The sequence below is a fragment of the Streptomyces vilmorinianum genome (assembly GCF_005517195.1).
In the GTDB taxonomy this organism is placed as follows: Bacteria; Actinomycetota; Actinomycetes; order Streptomycetales; family Streptomycetaceae; genus Streptomyces; species Streptomyces vilmorinianum.
On record NZ_CP040244.1, the window covers coordinates 3684654 to 3705473 of the forward strand.

A 20820-nucleotide genomic window follows, 5' to 3' on the forward strand; every position below is an offset into this window, starting at 1 on the left:
CTTGCTGCGGCGGTTTCCTCTTCGGCCGTTCGTCCGTTGAACGGAATGTCGGATGATGGGGCCGCTCTCGGCGTCTTGTGCAATTGTTCTTCGCGTACCGGCGCCGGTCTGGAAGGTGGGTGCGGTCGCGGGTCGGAGCTATATAGAGCTGAGCGAGCTCTTCGAGCGGCGCCGACTCCCCCGGGGCACCCCGATCCTGCTCGATGCCACGATGCGTCCGGTCGAGCCGCTGACCAGTTGGTTCCGGGCGATGGGGCTCGCGGGGTACGGACCAGGGGGCCATCGGGGGCAGCTGGTCTGGATGGACTGGGAACTCTCACAGGACGGCTGGGCCACCGTGGTCCTCCGCCATACGCGGACCGGTATCACGACCAAGCACCTTCTTGGCAGCGCGGAGCACCCGCGCACATTCAGCTTTGCCTGGGATGCTCACGACGTGGTGACCGGCTATGCCCCGAACGGCGACTACACCTGGACGATCACGGCCGAGTCGGTCGACGGCGTCCCCCTCGACTTCACGGCCTCCGGCTCCTTCAAGGTCGTCCGCAAGACCGCACCGCACGACTTCAACGACAACGGCTCGCTCGATGTGCTCCAGCGGGACTCTGAGGGCGTGTTGTGGCGGGTCGACACCTCCTCCTACGACGGGTCGCTGAGCTTGGCCTCCCGCCGGCAGATCGGCCGGGGCTGGCAGATCTACGACCGCATCGAGGCGACGGGCAACCTCGGCGGGACGGAGGTCGGTGATCTCCTGGCCCGCGACCGGTCCGGTGTGCTGTGGCTGTACCAGGGCAACGGCCTGAGCGGCTTCGCCACCCGGATCAAGGTCGGGACAGGCTGGCAGATCTACGACAAGATCGAGGCCGGCAGCGATCTGACGAACGACGGCCGTGCGGACGTGATCGCCACCGACAAGTACGGCGGTCTGTGGCTCTACCCCGGCACGGGGAACGCCGCCAAGCCCTACTCCGCCCGGAAGAAGATCGGTATGGGCTGGGGTATCTACAACGAACTGACCGCCGTCGGGAACATCGCGGGCGGCGCGGCCGGTGACGTGGTCGCCCGTGACAAGTACGGCTTGCTCTGGCAGTACCTGGGCAAGGGTGACGGCACATTCGCCCCACGCACGAAGATCGGTGGCGGCTGGAACACGTACACCAGCCTTGTCGGCGTCGGTGACGTCACCAAGGACGTCCGCCCCGATCTCGTCGGCTTCGCTGCGGACTCGGAGTACCTCTACCGGGCCACCGGCGACTGGCGCGCCCCCTTCGCCCGCGCCCAGCAAGCCTGGCTGCACTACCCGGCCACGGGTACGACCACATTGCCTGAGGGCGAGAGTACCGAGAACGGCTCCGCCCTGGTCCAGTGGCCGGGCGGAGACGGCGACCACCAGCGGTTCCGTTTCGGCTGAGGACCACGGCTCGGGTTACTCCGGGCGAGATCCTAAAGAGAGGCCCAGTTCCCGAGGCTCAGCGGTTCAGTCGTCAAAGCATCTTCATCGGGCTGCGACGGCCCCTGGAAAACGCGGTGCCCGTGGTCGGCGCCCGCTGGCACGATGGCGCCCATGACCCACGATCACCGCGTTCAGCCTCCCCGGACCGCCGACGAGCGCGCCACGCTCACCGCCATGCTCCAGTTCCAGCGCGAGACGCTGGAGATGAAGTGTGCCGGGCTCACTCCCGAGCAGCTCAAGAGCAGGGCGGTGGCGCCCTCGGGGCTCTCCCTCGTGGGCCTGGTGCGGCACGCGGCCGAGGTGGAGCGTGGCTGGTTCCGCAATGTGATCAACGGGGAGCGGAGTCGGAGTCCCTGGACCGCGCCCGGCTCGACGGAGTGGGCGGACTTCGAGGTCGACGGCCTCGACGAGTCCGGCGTCGAGGAGGCGTTCACGATCTGGCGCGAGGAATGCGCCCGCGCCCGCGCCGTCGTGGACGCGGCCGACTCCCTCGACGACTGCGGGCACCTCGGCGAGGACACGTACTCGCTGCGCTATGTCCTCGCCCACATGATCGAGGAGTACGCCCGCCACAACGGGCACGCGGACCTGCTGCGCGAACGCATCGACGGCGTCACCGGCGAATAGCCGACACGGCCCTGACAGCCTCGGGGAAAGGCCTGATCAGCAGGGCTGTTGGCCTGTTATCGTCGCCCGCATGCCCGAACTGATCGCCCCCACCGAACGACTTCACTCCTCCTGGCTCGCGGCACACGCCGAGTGGACCCCCGGCGACCACCAGGACGGCGCCGGCATGCGGCTCGCCGAGGAGAACGCCTTCGCCAGCCCCGAGGTCTTCGCCTCCTGGGTGCGACGGCTGCGCGAACAGTCCGACCGGACGCGGCCGTTGGCGGAGGGCTGGGTGCACGCCACGCACTGGTGGATCGTCGACGACGGCGCGTACGCGGGCGCGATCGACCTCCGCCACGAGCTCAACGACTTCCTGCTGCGCGCCGGAGGGCACATCGGGTACAGCATCCGGCCCTCCGCCCGCCGGCGTGGTCTCGCGACCTGGGCGCTGGGAGCGGTCCTCCCCGAGGCCCGGGCCCTGGGGCTCGACCGGGTCCTGGTGACCTGCGACGAGGACAACCTCGCCTCCGCGCGCGCCATCGAGCGCAACGGGGGCGTCCTGGAGGACACGCGCGAGACCGAGCTCGGCCTCAAGCGGCGCTACTGGATCACCCTGTGAGCGCGGGGGAGAGCGGCGCGGCGGAGGGCGGCTTGGGGGAGAGCGGCGCGGCGGACGAGGTCGCCCAGGCCGTCGCTGCGGAACTGCGGCTCATGGAACCCTCGGTCCGCTCCTCGCGTGCGCAGGCCCGCGAGCTCCTCGACCCGGACTTCGTCGAGGTCGGCGCGTCCGGCCGCCGGTGGACGTACGAGGAGATGCTCGCCGCCCTGCCCGAACTGCCCGGCGGAGCGGAGGACGGCCCGCGCTACGAACCCTCCGCGATGGCCGGCACCGTCCTGGCGCCTGGCCTCGTCCACCTCACCTACGAGACGCGGATCGACGGCCTGCACGCCCGCCGCAGCTCCCTGTGGCGCCGCCACCCCGACGGCTCGGGCTGGCGCATGTACTACCACCAGGCGACCCCGGTGCCGCCCCAGCCGTAGGAGCGGCACGGTCCCCTCACCCCGCGCTCAGCCGTACGCGTCCGTCACGCAGTCCGCGGCGCAGGCGCCCCGCTCGTACGCGTGGCGCAGCGCGGCCGCCGCACCCGGCCGGTCGACCACGGTGTGCCCGAAGTGCTCGTCGGCCACCCGCATCACGTCCTCGACGGTGACGACGACCGGCTCCCCGTCGCCGGCGGCCCGCCGCGCCGCCGCGATGGCCAGTCCGGCCGCACGCCGCAGCAAGCGGGTGTGGTGGCGCTCGCTCGCCGCACGCGCCCGAGGGGCGGACAGCGGCCGCAGCGCCCGTCCCTTCCGGACGGTACCCGTCGCCATGAGTGCCACCCCCGCGGCCATCACCAGGACCTCGGCCACCGTCTCCGCGCTCACGCCCACCCCGCGCCCCCTCCCGGCGAGCCCCTCGTACGCCGTATCCGTACCCACCCGTTGCCGGTCCATCCGAGTCCGAAGAGGTGATAGGTGACACGTGTCACTTTGCATGTCCAGGCGTTGACGCCGGTGGATCTCCGGCCGGACGCTGGGGGCGTTCAGCCGCCGAGCGCACGCGACCCCTCAGGAGCCCGCCATGGCCCGCACCACCGTCACCACCACCCGCGGCCCGGTCCGCGGCGAGCGCCGTGGCGACGGCAGTCTGCGCTTCCTCGGCATCCCCTACGCGCAGCCGCCGGTCGGCGACCTCCGCTTCGCGGCGCCCGTCCCGCCGGAGCCCTGGACCGAGGTCCTCGACGCCACCTCGTACGGGCCGACCGCCCAGCGACGCCCCTTCGCCGAGGTCACCACCATCCCCGAGCCCTCCATCCCGGGCGCCGGCGTCCTCAACCTCAACGTCTTCACCCCCGACACCGACACCGACACCGACACCGACACCGCCACCGGCGCCGGCCTGCCCGTCCTCGTGTGGATCCACGGCGGCGGCTACGTGGCCGGGTCTGCGGCCAGTCCCTGGTACGACGGGTCCGCCTTCAACCGCGACGGCGTCGTCCTGGTCTCCCTCGGCTACCGGCTCGGCATAGAGGGCTTCCTCCACCTCGACGGCGCCCCCGACAACCGTGGCGTCCTCGACTGGATCGCCGCCCTCACCTGGGTCCGCGACAACATCGCCCGCTTCGGCGGCGACCCGGCCAAGGTCACCGTCGCCGGCCAGTCGGCGGGCGGCGGCGCCGTGCAGACGCTGCTCGCCGTACCCGCCGCCCGTGGCCTGTTCCGCGGCGCCCTCTCCGCCTCCGGCGCGGTGATGCGCCCGGACGGCCCGGAGGTCGCCCGCGCCGTCGCCCGCCTGTTCACCGCCCGTACCGGCGTACCCGCGGCCGCCGCCGCGCTGCGGGACCTGAGCGACGACGAACTCCTCGACCTCCAGGACCGGTTGGGCGCGCCGGGTCCGGACCGCGAGGGGCTGCCGCCGCTGCTCTCCCTGGCGCCCTTCGCCGACGGCGAGCTGATCCCGGACCCCGTCCTCGAGGCGCTGACGGACGGTGAGGCCGGCGCCGACGTCCCGTTGATGCTGGGCTTCACCGCGCACGAATTCAACGCCGTCCCCGCACCGGGGCCCGACGGCCCGCCCCTGCCGGCCCTCCTCGGCGGCATGGGTCTGGCCCCGGACCGGGTCGACGCCTTCACCGCCGCGTACGCGCCCGGCGGCCCGGACCTCCTGTTCGGCCAGGCGCTGACCGACGCCACCTTCCGCGCGCCGTCACTGGCCGTCGCCGATGCTCGCGCCGCACGCGAACGGCCCACCTGGCTCTACGAGTTCGCGTGGGAGTCGCCTGTCGCCCGGATGGCCTTCCACTGCCTGGACCTGCCGTACGCCTTCGACCTCCTGGACGCCGAAGGGGTCACGGCCGCCGCGGGGGACGCGCCGCCCCGCGCCCTGGCCGACGCGATGCACCGTGCCTGGGTCTCCTTCGTACGGGACCTCGACCCGGGCGAGTCCTGGCCGCGCTACACCGGCGCCGACCGCGCCACGATGGTCTGGGACACCGAGCCGCGCGTCGAACGGGACCCGCTGCGCCAGGTCCGCGAGATCTGGCTCAGCTGATCGGCGCCGGGCGGGCATCCGGGCCCGGCGCCGGCGCGGGCCACCTCAGGACGCGGAACCGCCGAGTGCCTCGGCGATCGCCTCCGAGAAGGGCCCGACATCGGACGGTCTGCGCGAGGTGATCAGCGGGAACGCGCCGGACGCGTCGACCACGACGGCCCGGTCCACCCACGTCCCGCCCGCGTTCGTCAGATCGGTCCGGACCGAGGGGTACGAGGTGACCTCCTTGCCCGCGACGAGCCCGCTGTCGATGAGCAGCCACGGTCCGTGGCAGATCGCGGCCACCGGCTTGCCGGCCTCGGCGAACGCCGCGAGCAGCCGCTGCGCCGTCGTGTCCACCCGGAGCCGGTCGGCGTTGACGGTGCCGCCCGGCACGACGACCGCGTCGAACCGGTCCGGTGACACCTCGCCGTACGTCGTGTCGGGCCGTACGACCTCACCCGGACGCCGGTCCGATACGAGCGTCACGATGGGCTCGGCCTTCCGCGCGGCCACGGTGACCCGGGCGCCCGCCTCGCGCAGAGCCGCCACCGGTTTCCGCAGCTCGTCCTGTTCCGTGCCGTAGTTCGTCGTGAGGACGAGGACGTGCTTTCCGTCGAGGGACACGGCTGCCTCCCGCCTGCCTCCCGTGTGCCGGCCGCGAATCGGCCACACCCCCGCGAGTCACCGCCGCCGCGCGCCGCTAAACGGGGACGCTCCGGTAATGGGTGGTGAGCCGGCCCTCGTCGTCCAGGACGTGGAAGGCGAGCGACGGCGCCATCTCGTCCCGGTACACATGCTGGCTCGGGCCGCCGTACGGCTCCCAGGGGAGCTTGCTGGTCGAGATCACGCCGGGCGCGACCAGCAGCGGGCGCCCCGCGAAGCTGGTGGCGGCCGCCGTGTGCGCGTGCCCGCAGAGGAACCCGACGATGCCGGGCCGGCGCCCGGTCAGTTCGGCGAGCCGGTGCTCGCCGAACTGACGGATGCCGTCGACGAACGGGATGTGCAGCGCGGTCGGCGGGTGGTGGAAGCCGACCAGGACCGGTACGCCTTCGGGGGTGTCGTCGAGGACGCCCTCCAGCCATGCGAGGGTCTCCTCCTCCAGGAACCCTTCGTCCTTGCCCGGCACCGACGAGTCGCCGAGGGCCAGCACGAACCCGTCGGCGCGCAGCACCTGGTTCACCGGGGCGCCGGCCCGCTCCGGGGGCGCGCCGAGAAGCACCTCGCGGAAGACGTCCCGCCGGTCGTGGTTGCCCGGGCAGACCAGCAGCGGGTGCCGGGTCCGCAGCAGTTCCCGTACGCGTACGTACTCCGACTCCAGACCGTGGTCGGCGATGTCACCGGTCACCACGACCGCGTCCAGGCGGCCGGCGTCGATCGATTCCAGATAGGCCATCACGGACCTGGTGCGTTCCGCGCTGCGTGGCGAACTGTCGATGTGGATGTCGCTGAGGTGCGCGATCACGATCACGGCGGTGAACCCCTCTTCGGCGCAAGGCTGCGCGAACCACGGGACGACGGGCCTCCGCGCCCCCTCCGACGCGAACGTACCGGTGGCGCCCGGCCCTCGCGCGGGCCACCTCGCCACCGGTGGCCCGGACGGTGGCGGCGCGGCGCAGCGCCGGTCCCGGGTCGGCCGCCGGGCAGTCGCCGGTCGGCCGCCGGGCAGTCGCCGGGCAGTCGCAGGGCAGCGGCTGCTCAGCCGGCCTGGAAGCCGACCGTCCCGTCCGGGAGCACCGCCTCCACCGCGGCGCCGTGCTCGACCGTCCGGCTCACCGTGCAGAACTTCTCGTGGGTCAGCCGTACTCCGCGCGCGAAGACCTCTGCCGCGCGCGGGTTGCTCTCGGGCAGCTCGAACTCGTAACTGACCCTGATCCGGCCCACTCGGCCCTCGTCCTCCGGCCCCGAGACCGACTCCACCACGATCCGCAGATCGTCGTGCTCGACCGCGCGGGCCGTCCGGTCCACGACCAGACCGCCACAGCCCCCCATCGCCGCGAGCAGAAGCTCGACCGGAGTGAACGAGGGCTGCGCGTCCGCGTCGTCCGCCGCCGCCATGCGCACCTCCGCGCCCCGGTCGTTGCGGGCGGTCCAGTTGCGGTAGCCGGTGCGTACGGTCTCGATGCGGTAGTCGGCCATGGCGGCGGGGGCTCCTCGGTGTGGGGTGCGGTGTGGGTGCGATGCAGTGCGGTGCGGTGCGGTCGAGCGCCCACGCAACCCCACCGGGCCCGGCCCGCCAAGCGGGCGCGCCGGGAGGGTTGGGCAGCCCCGAACTGAGTAGCAGCGTACGGCGGGACTGAGTACGTCGTCCCATGCCCGGCCCGCCGCCCGCTGATGGAATACGTCCATGACCTCGGACGCCCGGCGCAACAGCCGTATCCAGCACGTCACGACCACCGGCTCCGCCCTGGCCGTGGCGCTGCTCCCGCTCGTCGTCGGCATGCTGCTGGCCAGGAGCGTCGGCGCCGACCCGATGACGTCGGTGAACGCCCTCATCACCAGCGGCGGCCAGCGCGCGAGGCTGTCCCGCTGCCAGCTCCGCGCGGTGCGCCCGACGCGCGAGGGCCGGGGTGTACAGGCGGGCAGGAAGCGGGAGTTGCTCGCTCCGCGGGCGCGGTGACGGTTTCTCCGGACCCCGCATTACCTCGCAGGTAATCGATCTTGTGAGCGTGTCCGGGCAGGTTTGTCGTCACAGGCCGGGAGCGCGGGACAAGCGCCCCGCAGGGCCTGTTGTCACGGTGTTCCTGTTCTTGTCGCGAGGGGTCGAGGTCGATGATGCGCGGTACGAAGAAGCTGGGGCGTGCGGGAGCCGTCGCGATGGCGGTGGTGTCCGGAGTCTCGGGCATGGCACTCGGGACGGCGAACCCGAACCCGAACCCGGACCAGGGCCGGGGGACGGAACCGGCGACGGTCGCGTGCGCGGACGTACGGGACACGGCCAGACGGGACACCCGCGGGTCGCCGCCTACCTCGACATCTTCGACCCGGGGGCCACCCTCTGGGAGGCCGACGGAGAACCGCAGCGCGGCCACGACACGATCGGGAACTCCATCGTGCGATCGCTGCGCCTCGCTCCCGACCTGCGGTACCGAGGCACGGAAGTCGTCGCGGACAGCGCCGTGGTGATGTTCGGCCAGTGGAACGAGGTCACCGTCAAGGGGCAGCGGGTCTCCTACCCGCAGATCGCCCGCGACGTCCTCTCCGACGACGGCAAGACGATCCAGGCCCGGCGCTACTACGACCGGTACACCGTCTTCCGCTCGGCCGCCCCGGAGCTGCGCAACCTCTTCGAGGGCATCGCCGACACCGGCCCCGCGGCCGACGGCGGTACGGGCGCCCAGCCCCAGCCCTTCCGCGCCGAGGACATCACGGCCCGCCTGGCGGCCTGGAACGGCGAGGACGTCGACGCCCTCACCCAGGGTGCGGGCAACGGCGCCCTGACCGCGCCCGGACTCGACGCGCCGCTGGAGACCGACGGCGGCAAGGCGGCGTACCTCCGCCGGCTCTTCGACCACGCCGACCTCCGGCTGAAGGCGGGCCAGGTCGCGTTCGGCCGGACGAACACCTACGTGGAATGGCACGGCACCGTCACCAGCCCGAAGGGCGTGAGGGTTCCGTTCGGGATCGTCGAGCGTTTCGGCCCGGCGGGCGAGTGGGAGCTGTACTTCGACACCCGGCCCCTGATCGCGAACGAGGCAGAGATCATCGCGATGTTCCAGCGCCTGGCCCAGCCCTGAGCCCTGAGCTGTGAACAATGTGCCGCGAAACAGGGTTTTGTCTGAGTGGGGGTGTTTGGGGAGTGATCGGTCGGGCTGTCGCACGGGCTGCGTCAAGCTGACGTGAGTCAGCTCTGACACGATGACGCCATGTTCGATTTCGGCATCGCGGGCTACCAACCATCGTGGTTGAACCGCCGCAGTGACGTCGTGCGGGAGCACGGGCATCGCCTGTCTGGTCTCGCCGGCCGCACTCTGACGAGAGTCTGGATGGTCTGGGACCGTCAGGACGACGAGTGGTTCTGCGACTGCCCGGTCCTGTTCGACTTCGAGGGGGAGCAGGTCGAGATCAATCATCAGAAGTTCGACGATCTCTCCCTCACGTGGAACACGATCGACCCCGGTGACCCGGTCCGGTGGTCCGGCTTCGACCTGCAGTGGCGTGCTGAGCCTCTTCTCGGACTATCAGCTCTGCGGGGCCTGTCCCTCAGAGGGGTCGACCTGCTCGAGTGGACCGGCAGGGATCTGGCACAGGGAAACGTCGAGGTCAGCTTCGTCTTCGCGACGAGTCGGGTGACCGTCTTCAATGCTCTCGACGAGAACGGGCTGAGCTTCGCCCCGCCTGATCGGAATCAGCAGTCCCACCCGCTCCACTGAAGCCTTTGGAGTGAGGTGTGACGCCAGTACGGGGTTCATCGTCATGGACGAGACGGCGGAGGTCTTGACGTTATGGGCATCCAGCACGCACGCGCGCTCGGCCCGCCGTCCCGGCCCTCCGCTTCCCGGACCAGTCGCCCCCAGCACTCCATCGAGCCGTTCGGGCGGTATGGGGCCGGAGAACGGTTGCGAGCGGCGCGGGTGTTAGTTTCTTCCCCGTGGTGGAACACCGGGACGAGACCAGGGCGGCCTACGACGGGATCGTCGAGCTCTATGCGTCGATGTTCGCCGATCGGCTGGAGACGCGGCCGTTCGCGCGGGCTATGGTCGGCACCTTCGCCGAGTTGGTGCGCGAGACGGGGAACCTGCGGGCAGCCGATGTCGGGTGCGGGCCCGGACATCTGACGGCCATGCTGCACGACCTGGGGCTGGACGCCTTCGGGCTCGACCTCTCCCCGGCCATGGTCGACCACGCCCGGCGGGCCCATCCGGCGCTGCGGTTCGACGAGGCGCGAATGGAGGCCCTGCCGGTCGAGGACCGCGCGCTCGGCGGAGTGCTGGCCCACTACTCGATGATCCATACCCCGCCTGGGGAGTTGCCCGCGCTGCTCGCCGAACAGGTGCGTGTCCTGGCGCCGAGGGGTCTGCTCCTGGTCTCGTTCTTCGCGACCGAGGGACCGGAGCCGGTCCGCTTCGATCACAAGGTGACGCCCGCCTACAGCTGGCCGGTGGACCGGTTCGCCGAGTTGCTGGCCGGGGCCGGACTCGTCACGGTCGCTCGGCTGATCCACGACCCGGCTTCCGAGCGGGGCTTCCTCGACGCACACTTGCTGGTCCGCCGCCCCTAGGGCGTGCCCGTGGCCTGACCCACGCGCACCAGGCGGGCGGTCTCGACGAGGCCGGCCTCGGTCAGCAGGTCGGCGACGTGGTGGGGCGGCCGGCGGTGGACGTCGAGGGAGACCTCATGGCCGTACGCCTGTTCCAGCCGCACCTGCTCGTCGCCGGACTTGAAGGCGATCAGGAGGAGGCCGCCCGGGGCCAGGTCCGGTGGAACTCGCGGAAGAAGGCGGTGAGTTCCTCCTCCGGCGCGCGGACGGTCGAGTACCGGGACAGCACGCCGCCGAGCGACCCGTCAGGCAAGGTCGAGGGCCGCCATCGAACCCACGTCGAAGCGCAGCCCCGGGTACGCCTCCCGGGCCACCGCGATCATCCCCGGCGACAGGTCCACACCGAAGACGTCCGCCCCCAGCCCGCGCAGGTGGGCCGTCACACGCCCGGTCCCGCAGCCCAGGTCTCCCACCGGCCCCAGCCCGGCGGCCGCGACCTCCTCGGCGAAGGCGGCGAGCATCGCGCGGGCCCGCGCAGCCTCCGCTGCGGCGACCTGTCGCGCGAGCGAGCAACTGCCGGACCTGTACGGCTATTGGCCGGTTCCGCCCGCCGTGTCGTGAGGGCTTGGCGTGCCCGGAGTGAATCCTGTGCCGTTTCCGTGACCCGTGCGCCGCCAAGTGCGCGATGATCCTTCCGACTTCGTGGTTCGTCGAGAGGGCAGCCCATGACAGCGCGCGACGATGCGCAGCACCACCCCCGGAAGGAGTCCGCGCCGCGCGGCGTGGACCGGCGCCGGTTCCTCGGCTACGTACTCGCGGCGCCGATCCTGACCGTCGCCGCGCAGCTCGGGGAAGCGGTCCTGGCCCCCGCCCCGGCGGCCGCCGCCGCGCCCTCCGTGGTTCCCTCGCTGCCCGGGCCGTCCGAGATCTACGACCTCAACGACATGCTCACGCATGCCGCCCTGCCCACCGCGAACCTGATCACCATCCGGATCGAGTCCGACGGCACCGCCTCCTTCGACCTGCCCCGCGCCGAGGTCGGCCAGGGCATCACCACCTCCAGTGCGATGCTCGTCGCCGAGGAGCTCGACCTGCCGGTGGAGAAGGTACGGGTCACCCTCGCCGACGCGCGCCCGGAGCTGCTGTTCAACCAGCTTACCGGCGGCTCCAACACCACGATCTCCACCTACACCCCGATCCGGGTGGCCGCGGCCGTCGCCCGGGGCCGGCTGCTGCGCGCCGCGGCGCTGGAGCTCGGCGAGGCGGTGGGATCGCTCACCGCGAAGGCCGGGACGATCGTCTCCTCGGTGACGGGCAGGAGCCTCGGCTTCGGCGAGCTGGCCGTGAAGGCGGCCTCCCTCACCGACACCGCGGTCGGCGTCACCCTCAAGGACCCCTCCGAGTTCCGGGTCATCGGCACCGATCAGCGGCGCATCGACGCCCTGGAGGCCGTGACCGGACGCAAGACCTTCGCCATGGACGTCCAGGTGCCCGGCGCCCTGCCGACGATGGTGTGCCGGCCGCCGACGATCAACGGCACGGTCCGTTCGGTCGACAACCTCGACGAGGTCCGGGCCATGCCCGGCATCACCGACGTCGTACGGATCTCCACCGGCGTCGCCGTCCGCGGTCGCACCTTCGGCCAGTGCATCGACGCTGTCCGCGCCCTGCGGGTCACCTGGGGACCCGGCACCGCCGAGGGCGCCTCGGACGCGACCGTCCTGCAGAAGCTGCGCGCCGCCGAACTGCCCCTCGTCGTACCGCCGCTGCCCCTGCTGACCAAGGCCGTCGACGCCCGCTTCACCTTCCACTTCGCCAGCAACGGCGCCCTGGAGACCAACTGCGCCGTCGCGGACGTGCGGCCGGACTCGGCCGAGATCTGGGCGAGCCTGAAGTCCCCGATCGTCGCCCAGGAGCAGATCGCGCTCCAGCTCGGCCTCCCGCCCACCGCCGTGAAGGTTCATGTCACCGAGGGCGGCGGGTCGTTCGGCCGCAAGCTCTTCCACGACGCCGCCCGCGAGGCCGCCGAGATCTCCCGTGCCATGGGCAAGCCCGTGAAGCTGATGTGGCACCGGACCGACGACTTCCGCCAGGGCCGTACGCATCCGATGTCCACCTCCCGCGTCCGCGCCACGTACACCCTCGGCGAGGTGCTGACGTACGAGCAGCACCACACCTCCGTCGCCACGGACTTCGGGCACGGCCTCGGCGAGATCATCACGTCCCAGGCCGCCCAACTGCCCGTCGGGGACCTCACCTTCTCCGAGACGATCTTCCAGCTCACCCAGCAGAGCCCGTACCACTTCGGGGTCACCACCCAACTGCTGAGCGAGACCGACAAGGGCTTCAACACCGGCTCCATGCGCAACATCTACTCGCCCAACGTCCGCTGCGCGCAGGAGCTGGTCGTCGACGAGCTGGCCCGGCGGATGGGCAAGGACGCCTACGCGTTCCGCCGCCGGCATCTGAAGGACGAGCGCGCCCGTGCCGTCCTCGACAAGGTCGCGGAGGTGGGCGACTGGGGGCGGTCCATGCCCGCGGGCACCGCCCAGGGGATCGCGGTCCACCCCGAGTACCACGCCTTCCTCGCCGTCCTCGCCGAGATCGACTGCAGGCCCGAGACGACCGGCCGGAAGATCCACGACGCGTACACCGGCCCGCGCGTCACCAAGATCGTCTGTGCCGTCGACGTCGGCCTCGCGGTCAACCCGCAAGGCCTGAAGGCCCAGATGATGGGCGGCATCATCGACGGCATCGCCGTCACCCTCACCTCGGGCCTCCACCTCAGGAACGGGCACTTCCTGGAGGGGAGCTGGGACAACTACTTCTACACGCGGCAGTGGAACACCCCGCCCGAACTGGAGATCGTCGTCATGCCGCCGACCTCCGACCGGCCGGGCGGCGCGGGGGAGCTGGCCGTCGCGGGCGCGATGGCCGCGGTCGCCTGCGCGTACGGCCGGGCCACCGGCGCCATGCCGACGACCTTCCCCGTCAACCACGCCGAGCCGCTCGGTTTCGAGCCGCTGCCCACCACCCCGCCGATCCCCGCCTCGCCGGTCGACGGCCTCGACCGCGCCTTCTAGGAGACCAGGAGCTCCCGTGCCGCAACACACCTTCATCCTCAACGGCAAGGCCGTCACGGCGGACGTCGAGGACGACGTCCGGCTGCTGTGGGTGCTCCGGGACGTCCTGGGCGTCACCGGACCGAAGTACGGCTGCGGGCTCGGCGTCTGCCAGGCGTGTACGAGCCACATCAACGGCAAGGCGTTCAACCCCTGCTCCGTCCCGGTCGGGGACATCGCCCCCACCGACGAGATCACCACCATCGAGGGGCTGCCCGCGACCGTCGGCCGGGACCTGCATCCGATGCAGGAGGCCTGGCTCGACCTCGATGTGGCGCAGTGCGGCTACTGCCAGCCCGGGCAGATCATGACCGCGGTCGCCAAGGTCCGCCGGGCCCGTGAGGCCGGGCGGGAGGTCGACGAGGCCGATCTCGACGAAATCCGCAACATCTGCCGCTGCGGGACCTATAACCGGATCCGTGAGGCGATCGTGGCGGGAGCCCGCCGCATGCCCTGACCGGCAGACGACCCGAGGGAGACCGGACGATGGCACGGAAGATCATCCTGATGATGTCGGTCTCCCTCGACGGCTATATCGAGGGCCCGGACCGTTCGATCGACTGGCACACGGTCGACGAGGAACTGCACCGGCACTTCAACGAGGAGCTCGCCGCGATGGGCGGCTTCCTCAGCGGCCGGGTCACCCATGAGCTGATGGCCGACTTCTGGCCGACGGCGGACGCCGACCCCGCGAGCACCCCCGAGATGGTGGAGTTCGCCGGCATCTGGCGCTCGATGCCGAAGATCGTCTACTCCACCACGCTGGAGCACGCCGACTGGAACACCACCATCGCGCGCCGGGTCGACACGGACGAGGTCCGCGCGCTCAAGGAGGCGCCCGGGGGAGACCTGGCGCTCGGCGGGGCCGACCTGGCCGCGGCGTTCATGGAGCGCGATCTGGTCGACGCGTTCCGCATCTACGTCCACCCCGTCCTCATCGGCCGCGGCAAACCCCTCTTCCGCACCACCGACGCCATCACCCGCCTCGACCTCGCCGGGACCCGGACCTTCGGCAACGGGGTGGTGCTCCTCCGGTACGAGCGCGCCCGGTAGAGGGAAGGCGCCTCGGCCGAGCGGGCGTACCCGATGCGGCGCGCTCGATGCGGGCGTGCCGATCGGCTCGGCGGCGAGGGATCAGTGCCCAGGCCGGCCGGCTCGGGGCCTCCGCTTCCGGGACGCGATCAGGAGCGACAGAAGGGTCGTCACGACGGAACTCCCGATCATGATCATGACCACGCCGATCACGAAGAGCCCGCTCGAGTCGTCCGACCAGTCGTAGGCGGCGGCGACGGTCAGCCCCGTGGTGGTGCCGAGCGCCGCGGCCACGACGTACTCCCGGGAAGCCGCCCAGTACACACCTGCCAGCAGAGTCACCCCGAGCCCGATCACCTGCCACGCCTCGTAGGGGCCGGTCGTCGAACCGTCGGGGTGGACGTCGCGGTGCTGGTCCCAGCCGAGCCAGGCGGCCCAGGCGGCCATCGCCACCCCGGCCAGGACCAGGGTCGCCAACAGCTGGGGAACGGGTCTCTGCGGTGCTTTGCTCATGGCCCCATGGTGCGGGCTCACCCGAACGGTCATCAGGGCGCAGATACTCAACTCCACCCGAGTAGCAATGCGATGGGGTAGCGACGCGCCGAACTGTTCCGTTCTGCGTGGCCGATGTCTTGTGGACGGCGCGACAACTGCTTACCGTCGGGTAAGTTGCCCTGACAGACGGGGCAGTTGACGCCGCACGGCCTCCCGGAAGGAACACCGATGTCTGCTGCCCGGACGCGTGGTGCACGCCGTCTCGTACTCGGCTCCCTCGCCGCCGCCCTCACGCTCACCCTCGGCGGAGGCGGCACGGTCAGCGCCGCCCCTGGGGCCTCTCCGACCGGCTCCGCGGACCGGGCGGGGCTGCGGGAAGTGATGTTCGTGGGGAACAACTGGGACGGCACCGCCGACGTCATCGAGTCCACCGGTGACTTCAGGCGCATCGGACGGATCAACGTGATACCCGACCGCGAGCGCCGCATGTGGGAGATCGGGCTCAACCCGATCAAGCTGGCGTACTTCCTCGGCATCCGGCAGGGACCGGGCGAGGGCCACGACCAGTTCGTGGACGACATGTACGCCACACCGGACGGCTCGGCGATGGTGGTCTCCCGACCGAGCTTCGCCGACGTCGTCTCGATCGACCTCCGTACCGGCGCGCTCAACTGGCGCTTCCCCGTGTCCGGTTTCCGCTCCGACCACATGGCCGTCTCGCCCGACGGCACCCGCGTCGCCGTCTCGGCCTCCACCTCCAACACCGTGCACGTCCTCGACATCACCACGGGCAAGGAGGTCGGCTCCTTCGCCACGGGAGACAAGCCGCACGAGAACGTCTTCACCGACGACGGCCGCCACCTGTGGAACATGTCCATCGGCGAGGTCACCACCGCCCTCGACGCCCCGGGCTGGGACTGGACCAAGGGGGACCGCCGCATCACCGTCGTCGACGCCCGCACCTTCGAGCAGGTCCGGGTCATCGACATGCGCGCCCGGCTCGACGCCTTCGGCCGCAAGGACCTCTCCGACGCCGTCCGCCCCGTCGCCTTCACCCCGGACGAGTCCACGCTCTACTTCCAGGTCTCGTTCTTCAACGGCTTCGTCGAGTACGACGTGGCCACCGACCGGGTCACCCGCGTCAAGACGCTCCCCGTGAGTCCGACGACCGACCCGGACCGCACCACCTGGGTCAACGACTCCCGCCACCACGGCATGTCCATGAGCCCCGACGGCGAACGGCTCTGCGTCGCCGCCACGATGGACGACTACGCCACCGTCGTCGACCGCTCGACCCTGCGCGAGGGCCCGCTGGTGCCGGCGGCCAAGCCCTACTGGGCGACCGTCAGCGGCGACGGCCGCGCGTGTGTCATCTCGGAGAGCGGAGCCGACCGCGTGACGGCGATCGACTTCACCACCGGACGCCCCGTCGCCTCGGTCGCCGTCGGCGACCACCCCCAGCGCGTCCGCCTCGCCCACGTCCCCGCGGACTGGACCGCCCCGACCGCGAACTGAGCGCCACCCCCTACCCGTCATACCTCCGAGCTACGCCCGCACTGTCCCCTCTGGCGGGACGCCGACGACCCGACGTGATCCGTAACTTCCGTACCGGAACGACGAAGGAACCACTCCGGTACGGAAGGACCACGCCATGGCGTCCCGCCCGCACACCCCCCGACGGCTGCGCCGCACCCTGCTCGCCGCGCTCGTCACCGCCTCGGTGGCGGTGCCGACCGCCGGCGCCGCCCGACCCGCCGCCGTCCCGGCACCCGCGCCCGCCCCGCTCGGCCCCCTGGCCCCGGCCACGGCCGCCACCCTCGCCGCACGCTACGCCGCCACGACGGACGCCATCCGGGCCGCCGAACGGACCGCCGCCGACTACGGAGACCGCACACGGGCCGCCGCCCTGCACGCCATGGCGGACCGGACCCGCCACTTCCTCTCCTTCGACGGCCGCGACGGCGGCCGCAGCGCCGAGGTCGTCGGCGATCTCGCACGCGCCGAACGGATCGCCGTCCTCGTCCCCGGCTCCGACACGGCACTCGACAGCCGGCGGTTCCGGACCGGAGCCGTCGCCCTCCAGCGGGAGCTGGGCGACCGCGCCGCCGTCGTCGCCTGGCTCGGCTACCGCACCCCCGCCACCGCGAGCGCCGCCGCCCTCACCCCCGGACGGGCCGCCGAGGCGGCACCCGAACTGAGCGGCTTCATCACGGAGTTACGGGCGGCCAAGTCCACCGCTCGCCTCGCGCTCCTCTGCCACTCCTACGGCTCCGTCGTCTGCGCCACGGCGGCCCCAGGTCTCCCCGTCGACGACATCGTCCTGTACGGAAGCCCCGGCACCGGCGCCGGCAGCGCCGCCGACCTGCACACCGACGCCACCGTCTGGGCCGGCCGCGGCGGCTCCGACTGGATCGCCTGCGTGCCCCACATCAGCGTGCCCCTGCCCTTCGGAGAGCTCGGATTCGGCACGGACCCCCTCGCCCCCGAGTTCGGCGCCCGCGCCTTCGACGCCGGACCCGGCGGACACAGCGACTACCTCCTGCCCGGCTCCGTACCGCTGAGGAACCTCGCCCGGATCGTCGAGGGACGGGACCCCGCCGATGCGTGAACTCGTCCGCCGTATCGAGGCCGCCACCCCACCGGACCGCGACCGCGCCCTCGACGCCCTGCGCGCCCTCGCCATCCTCGGCGTGGTGCTCGGCCACTGGCTCGTCACGGCCCTGATCGCCGACAGCGGTACGGTGCGCGCCGCCAGCCCCCTGAACCACCTGCCCGAATTCACCCCCGTGTCCTGGGTGTTCCAGACCCTGGCCGTCTTCTTCCTGGTCGGCGGGCGGGTGGCCGCCCGGAGCCACGCCACCGCCCTGGCCCGGCAGGAGACCTACCGCCACTGGCTCGCGACCCGGCTGGGACGGCTGTTCCGGCCCGTCGCCGTCGTGCTCGCGGTCTGGACGGCGGCGACGCTCGCGATGCTCGCCGCCGGCGTGCCCTGGCAGACCCTGCACACGCTGGGCAAGCTCGTGCTCTCCCCGCTCTGGTTCCTCCTCGTCTTCGCCTCGCTCACGGCGGCGACCCCTCTCGTCGCCCGCGTGCACCCGCTGTGGCCTCTCGCCGTCGTGCTCCACGTCGACCTGATCCGCTTCGGCCTCGGCCTCGGCCTCGACGGACCCGCCTGGCTCGGCGAGCTCGGCCGGCTCAACGTCGCCGCAGGCTGGCTCGTCCCGTACTGCCTCGGCGCGGCCTGGGCCCGACACGGCCTGAAGGACCGTACGACCGGCTGGGCCCTGCTCCTCGGCGGAGCCGCCGCCACCGCCCTCCTCGTGCTGTGCGCGGGCTACCCCGCCGCCATGGTCGGCGTGCCCGGCGCGCCGGTCTCCAACCTCAACCCGCCGACGCTCGCCGCCGTCACCTTCGGTCTCGCCCAGTGCGGCGCCGCCCTGCTGCTGCTCGGCCCGCTGCGCAGGGCCCTGCGCCGGCCCGCCGCCTGGGCCGCCGTGGCGCTGCTCAACCTCACCGCGATGACGGTGTTCCTCTGGCACCAGACCGCGATGATCGCCGTGACCGTCACCGGACGCCTGGCCGGCGAACTCCTCGGCCACGGCCCGCTCACCGGCCTGCACACCGTCCCCGACGGATACGGATGGGTCCTGGCCCGCCTCGCCTGGCTGCCCCTCTTCGCGCTCGCGCTGCTCGTCTGCTGCGCCGCGTTCCGTACGTACGAACAGGACAGCCGTCCGGGCCGCGGGAGCCGCCCCGTCGTGACGAAGGAGATACGCCGTGCCTAGGGTGGACGCGCCGGAGACGGCGGACGAGGGGGAACGGATGGGGGAGCGGTACAGGGGACGGCTGACCGCCGCGCTGCGCGGGCTGCCACGCACCCTGCGCGCGGAGCTGTGGACATGGGGCCGCGACCCGCTGCCGCGCCACGCCTGGCTGGGGTGGCTGCCGCACGGCCACACCGTGCTGTACGCGGCGCTCATCGCCATCGGCGACATGAACGAGTACGCGCAGGCGCTGGGGCCGGGCCCGGGACAGGTCGGGGTCCTCCTCGTCGTCCAGGCCGGTGCGCTCGTCCTCGCCCTGTCCCGGCCGGTGGCGGGCTGGTGGGTCTCCACGACGGCGCTCTTCCTGATCGGGATGGTGACGAGGAACAGCGTCGGCGAGGACATGCTGTGGCCTTGGAGCGGGTACGGGATCGCCCTGCACACCCTGCTCATGTTCCTGTTGTCCCTGCGGGTTCCGGCACGGGCCGCCGTCGCGGCCCTGACGGTCACCGCCCTGTCGGGCGCCCTGAACACGGCCGGCACGTCCGCCGAGCACAACGACAGCCTGTCGCGCGGCTTCATCGCCTTCGCGACCGCGGTCGTGGTCGGCGCTGCGATGCGCAGCAGCAGGGTCGCCCGGACCCGCCTCGTCGCCCAGGAGGTCATCACCGCCGAGGAACGCTCCCGCCGCGCCCTGCTGGAGGAACGCGGCCGGATCGCCCGCGAACTCCACGACGTCGTCGCCCATCACATGTCGGTCATCTCCATCCAGGCGCAGGTCGCTCCCCACCTGGTCGACAACCCCTCCGACGAGCTGCGGGAGAACCTCGCCGGCATCCGCCAGAACGCCGTCGAGGCCCTCACCGAACTGCGCCGCGTCCTCGGCGTCCTGCGGGCGGAGGTCCCGGACGCGGACCGCGCGGGCCATGTACCGCAGCCCACCCTGGACCGGCTCGACGAGCTCCTCGACAACGTCCGCGCGGCCGGGCTCGCCGTCGACACCGAGACCGAGGGAGAGCGCCGCCCGCTCGCGCCGGGGATCGAACTCTCCGCGTACCGCATCGTCCAGGAGGCGCTCAGCAACGCGATGCGGCACGCGCCCGGGGCCCGGGTACGGGTCGAGATCCGCTACCTGCCCGCCGGACTCACCCTCCGCGTCGCCAACACCCCGCCGACACGACCCGCCGCCCCGGCCGCCGCCCCGCCCTCGCCCGGACCCGGCCACGGTCTGCTCGGCATGCGCGAGCGCACCGGCATGCTGGGCGGCGAACTGGCCGTGGGACCCACGCCCGACGGCGGCTACGAGGTGACCGCTACGCTCCCCCTCCCGGCCGACACCGCCGGGCGCCTCGCCCCGAACACCCTGCTGAAGGACGGCACATGACGAGCAGCACCATCCGAGTCCTCATCGCCGACGACCAGATGATGGTCCGTCAGGGATTCACCGTGCTGCTCGACGCCGAGCCCGGCATCGAGGTCGTCGGCCAGGCCGTCGACGGCGCTGACGCCGTGGCCCAGGTCGCCGAACTCGACCCCGACGTCGTCCTGATGGACATCCGGATGCCGGGAACCGGCGGCATCGAGGCCACCCGCCTCATCACCGAGGCGGCCGGCGCGACCGTGAAGGTACTCGTCCTGACCACCTTCGACCTCGACGAGTACGTGTACGAGGCGCTGCGCGCCGGTGCCTCCGGGTTTCTCCTGAAGGACGCGTCGGCCGACGAACTCGCCCACGCGGTACGGGTGGTGGCGGGCGGCGACGCGCTGCTCGCGCCCAACGTGACCAAGCGCCTCATCGCCGAGTTCTCGCGGCTCAGCGCCGCTCCCCGCACCCCGCTCAAGGACCGGATCGGTGATCTGACGGAACGTGAGACCGAAGTCCTGGGTCTCGTCGCCCACGGCCTGTCCAACGCCGAGATCGCCACCCGGCTGGTCGTGGCCGAGCAGACCGTCAAGACCCATGTGAGCCGCATCCTGATCAAGCTGGGCCTGCGCGACCGCACCCAGGCGGCCGTCTACGCCTACGACACCGGCCTGGTGCGCCCGTCCGGACACTGACGGCCGCGGCTGTC

Annotated in this window: 22 protein-coding genes and 1 pseudogene; 17 read left to right on the plus strand and 6 right to left on the minus strand. The window is 72.1% G+C overall.

The genetic code is table 11. The features are described 5' to 3' along the window. Positions 1-115: 115 nt before the first annotated feature. From FDM97_RS17400 to FDM97_RS17415, 4 genes are all read left to right on the plus strand, one after another. Positions 116-1411, plus strand: coding sequence for an FG-GAP repeat domain-containing protein (locus tag FDM97_RS17400; protein WP_137991328.1), 1296 nt, complete (start codon positions 116-118; stop codon positions 1409-1411). Between the two features lie 153 nt (positions 1412-1564). Then, complete coding sequence (locus FDM97_RS17405; RefSeq protein ID WP_137991329.1) at positions 1565-2080, plus strand: DinB family protein; 516 nt, start codon at positions 1565-1567, stop codon at positions 2078-2080. Between the two features lie 70 nt (positions 2081-2150). Continuing rightward, positions 2151-2681: a GNAT family N-acetyltransferase gene (locus tag FDM97_RS17410; RefSeq protein WP_137991330.1), complete on the plus strand. Its 531-nt coding sequence runs from the start codon at positions 2151-2153 to the stop codon at positions 2679-2681. 32 nt (positions 2682-2713) lie between these two features. Next, positions 2714-3103: a nuclear transport factor 2 family protein gene (locus FDM97_RS17415; RefSeq protein WP_284440313.1), complete on the plus strand. Its 390-nt coding sequence runs from the start codon at positions 2714-2716 to the stop codon at positions 3101-3103. A 27-nt stretch (positions 3104-3130) separates the two neighbouring features. On the opposite strand, the gene FDM97_RS17420 is transcribed toward FDM97_RS17415, so the two are convergent. Next, on the minus strand, positions 3131-3490 hold the full coding sequence (locus tag FDM97_RS17420) for a hypothetical protein (RefSeq protein WP_254705630.1): 360 nt from the start codon (positions 3488-3490) through the stop codon (positions 3131-3133). Positions 3491-3686: 196 nt separating this feature from the next. Between FDM97_RS17420 and FDM97_RS17425 the strand changes: the two genes are divergently transcribed. Beyond that, positions 3687-5156 (plus strand): carboxylesterase/lipase family protein, encoded by a 1470-nt coding sequence (locus tag FDM97_RS17425; RefSeq protein WP_137991331.1) that lies wholly within the window; start codon positions 3687-3689, stop codon positions 5154-5156. A 45-nt stretch (positions 5157-5201) separates the two neighbouring features. Here the strand turns inward: FDM97_RS17425 and FDM97_RS17430 are convergent, their stop codons facing one another. The 3 genes from FDM97_RS17430 to FDM97_RS17440 all read right to left on the minus strand — a co-directional run bounded on the left by FDM97_RS17430 (position 5202) and on the right by FDM97_RS17440 (position 7274). Beyond that, on the minus strand, positions 5202-5762 hold the full coding sequence (locus tag FDM97_RS17430; RefSeq protein WP_137991332.1) for a DJ-1/PfpI/YhbO family deglycase/protease: 561 nt from the start codon (positions 5760-5762) through the stop codon (positions 5202-5204). A gap of 76 nt (positions 5763-5838) precedes the next feature. Continuing rightward, positions 5839-6606: a metallophosphoesterase gene (locus FDM97_RS17435; RefSeq protein ID WP_137991333.1), complete on the minus strand. Its 768-nt coding sequence runs from the start codon at positions 6604-6606 to the stop codon at positions 5839-5841. A gap of 227 nt (positions 6607-6833) precedes the next feature. Then, entirely contained in the window at positions 6834-7274 is a 441-nt protein-coding gene (locus FDM97_RS17440; RefSeq protein WP_137991334.1) for an OsmC family protein, read from the minus strand. A gap of 208 nt (positions 7275-7482) precedes the next feature. Here FDM97_RS17440 and FDM97_RS17445 point away from each other — a divergent pair, with 208 nt between their 5' ends. From FDM97_RS17445 to FDM97_RS17460, 4 genes are all read left to right on the plus strand, one after another. Further along, positions 7483-7755 (plus strand): hypothetical protein, encoded by a 273-nt coding sequence (locus FDM97_RS17445; protein WP_137991335.1) that lies wholly within the window; start codon positions 7483-7485, stop codon positions 7753-7755. A 295-nt stretch (positions 7756-8050) separates the two neighbouring features. Then, positions 8051-8872, plus strand: coding sequence for a hypothetical protein (locus tag FDM97_RS17450; RefSeq protein WP_137991336.1), 822 nt, complete (start codon positions 8051-8053; stop codon positions 8870-8872). A gap of 129 nt (positions 8873-9001) precedes the next feature. Further along, complete coding sequence (locus FDM97_RS17455) at positions 9002-9508, plus strand: hypothetical protein (protein WP_137991337.1); 507 nt, start codon at positions 9002-9004, stop codon at positions 9506-9508. A 218-nt stretch (positions 9509-9726) separates the two neighbouring features. After that, positions 9727-10356 carry a class I SAM-dependent methyltransferase gene (locus tag FDM97_RS17460; protein ID WP_137991338.1) on the plus strand — a complete coding sequence of 210 codons (630 nt, stop codon included), beginning with the start codon at positions 9727-9729 and terminating at the stop codon, positions 10354-10356. On the opposite strand, the pseudogene FDM97_RS17465 reads toward FDM97_RS17460, so the two are convergent. Further along, positions 10353-10856: pseudogene (locus FDM97_RS17465) on the minus strand (class I SAM-dependent methyltransferase). The gene FDM97_RS17460 and the pseudogene FDM97_RS17465 overlap by 4 nt on opposite strands. 204 nt (positions 10857-11060) lie before the next feature. Here FDM97_RS17465 and FDM97_RS17470 point away from each other — a divergent pair. From FDM97_RS17470 to FDM97_RS17480, 3 genes are read left to right on the plus strand one after another with little or no spacing between them, the layout of a single operon-like run. After that, positions 11061-13418 carry a molybdopterin cofactor-binding domain-containing protein gene (locus FDM97_RS17470; protein ID WP_137991339.1) on the plus strand — a complete coding sequence of 786 codons (2358 nt, stop codon included), beginning with the start codon at positions 11061-11063 and terminating at the stop codon, positions 13416-13418. 16 nt (positions 13419-13434) lie between these two features. After that, positions 13435-13914, plus strand: coding sequence for a (2Fe-2S)-binding protein (locus FDM97_RS17475; protein WP_137991340.1), 480 nt, complete (start codon positions 13435-13437; stop codon positions 13912-13914). Positions 13915-13943: 29 nt separating this feature from the next. Beyond that, the gene (locus FDM97_RS17480; protein ID WP_137991341.1) at positions 13944-14510 is read left to right on the plus strand and encodes a dihydrofolate reductase family protein; all 567 of its coding nucleotides are present in this window, start codon (positions 13944-13946) and stop codon (positions 14508-14510) included. A gap of 81 nt (positions 14511-14591) precedes the next feature. Here the strand turns inward: FDM97_RS17480 and FDM97_RS17485 are convergent, their stop codons facing one another. Further along, the gene (locus tag FDM97_RS17485) at positions 14592-15002 is read right to left on the minus strand and encodes a hypothetical protein (RefSeq protein WP_137991342.1); all 411 of its coding nucleotides are present in this window, start codon (positions 15000-15002) and stop codon (positions 14592-14594) included. Positions 15003-15212: 210 nt separating this feature from the next. Here FDM97_RS17485 and FDM97_RS17490 point away from each other — a divergent pair, with 210 nt between their 5' ends. The 5 genes from FDM97_RS17490 (at position 15213) to FDM97_RS17510 (ending at position 20806) form a co-directional block, all read left to right on the plus strand. Then, positions 15213-16499, plus strand: coding sequence for a YncE family protein (locus tag FDM97_RS17490; protein ID WP_137991343.1), 1287 nt, complete (start codon positions 15213-15215; stop codon positions 16497-16499). 136 nt (positions 16500-16635) lie between these two features. Further along, a complete protein-coding gene (locus FDM97_RS17495; RefSeq protein WP_137991344.1) occupies positions 16636-17592 on the plus strand; it encodes an alpha/beta hydrolase in 957 nt (318 codons plus the stop codon). Next, entirely contained in the window at positions 17585-18769 is a 1185-nt protein-coding gene (locus FDM97_RS17500; protein WP_137991345.1) for an acyltransferase family protein, read from the plus strand. Before FDM97_RS17495 ends, FDM97_RS17500 begins: the two co-directional genes overlap by 8 nt. Further along, positions 18762-20132: a sensor histidine kinase gene (locus FDM97_RS17505; RefSeq protein ID WP_254705631.1), complete on the plus strand. Its 1371-nt coding sequence runs from the start codon at positions 18762-18764 to the stop codon at positions 20130-20132. Before FDM97_RS17500 ends, FDM97_RS17505 begins: the two co-directional genes overlap by 8 nt. Further along, positions 20129-20806 (plus strand): response regulator, encoded by a 678-nt coding sequence (locus FDM97_RS17510; RefSeq protein ID WP_137991346.1) that lies wholly within the window; start codon positions 20129-20131, stop codon positions 20804-20806. Before FDM97_RS17505 ends, FDM97_RS17510 begins: the two co-directional genes overlap by 4 nt. The last annotated feature ends 14 nt before the right edge of the window (positions 20807-20820 follow it).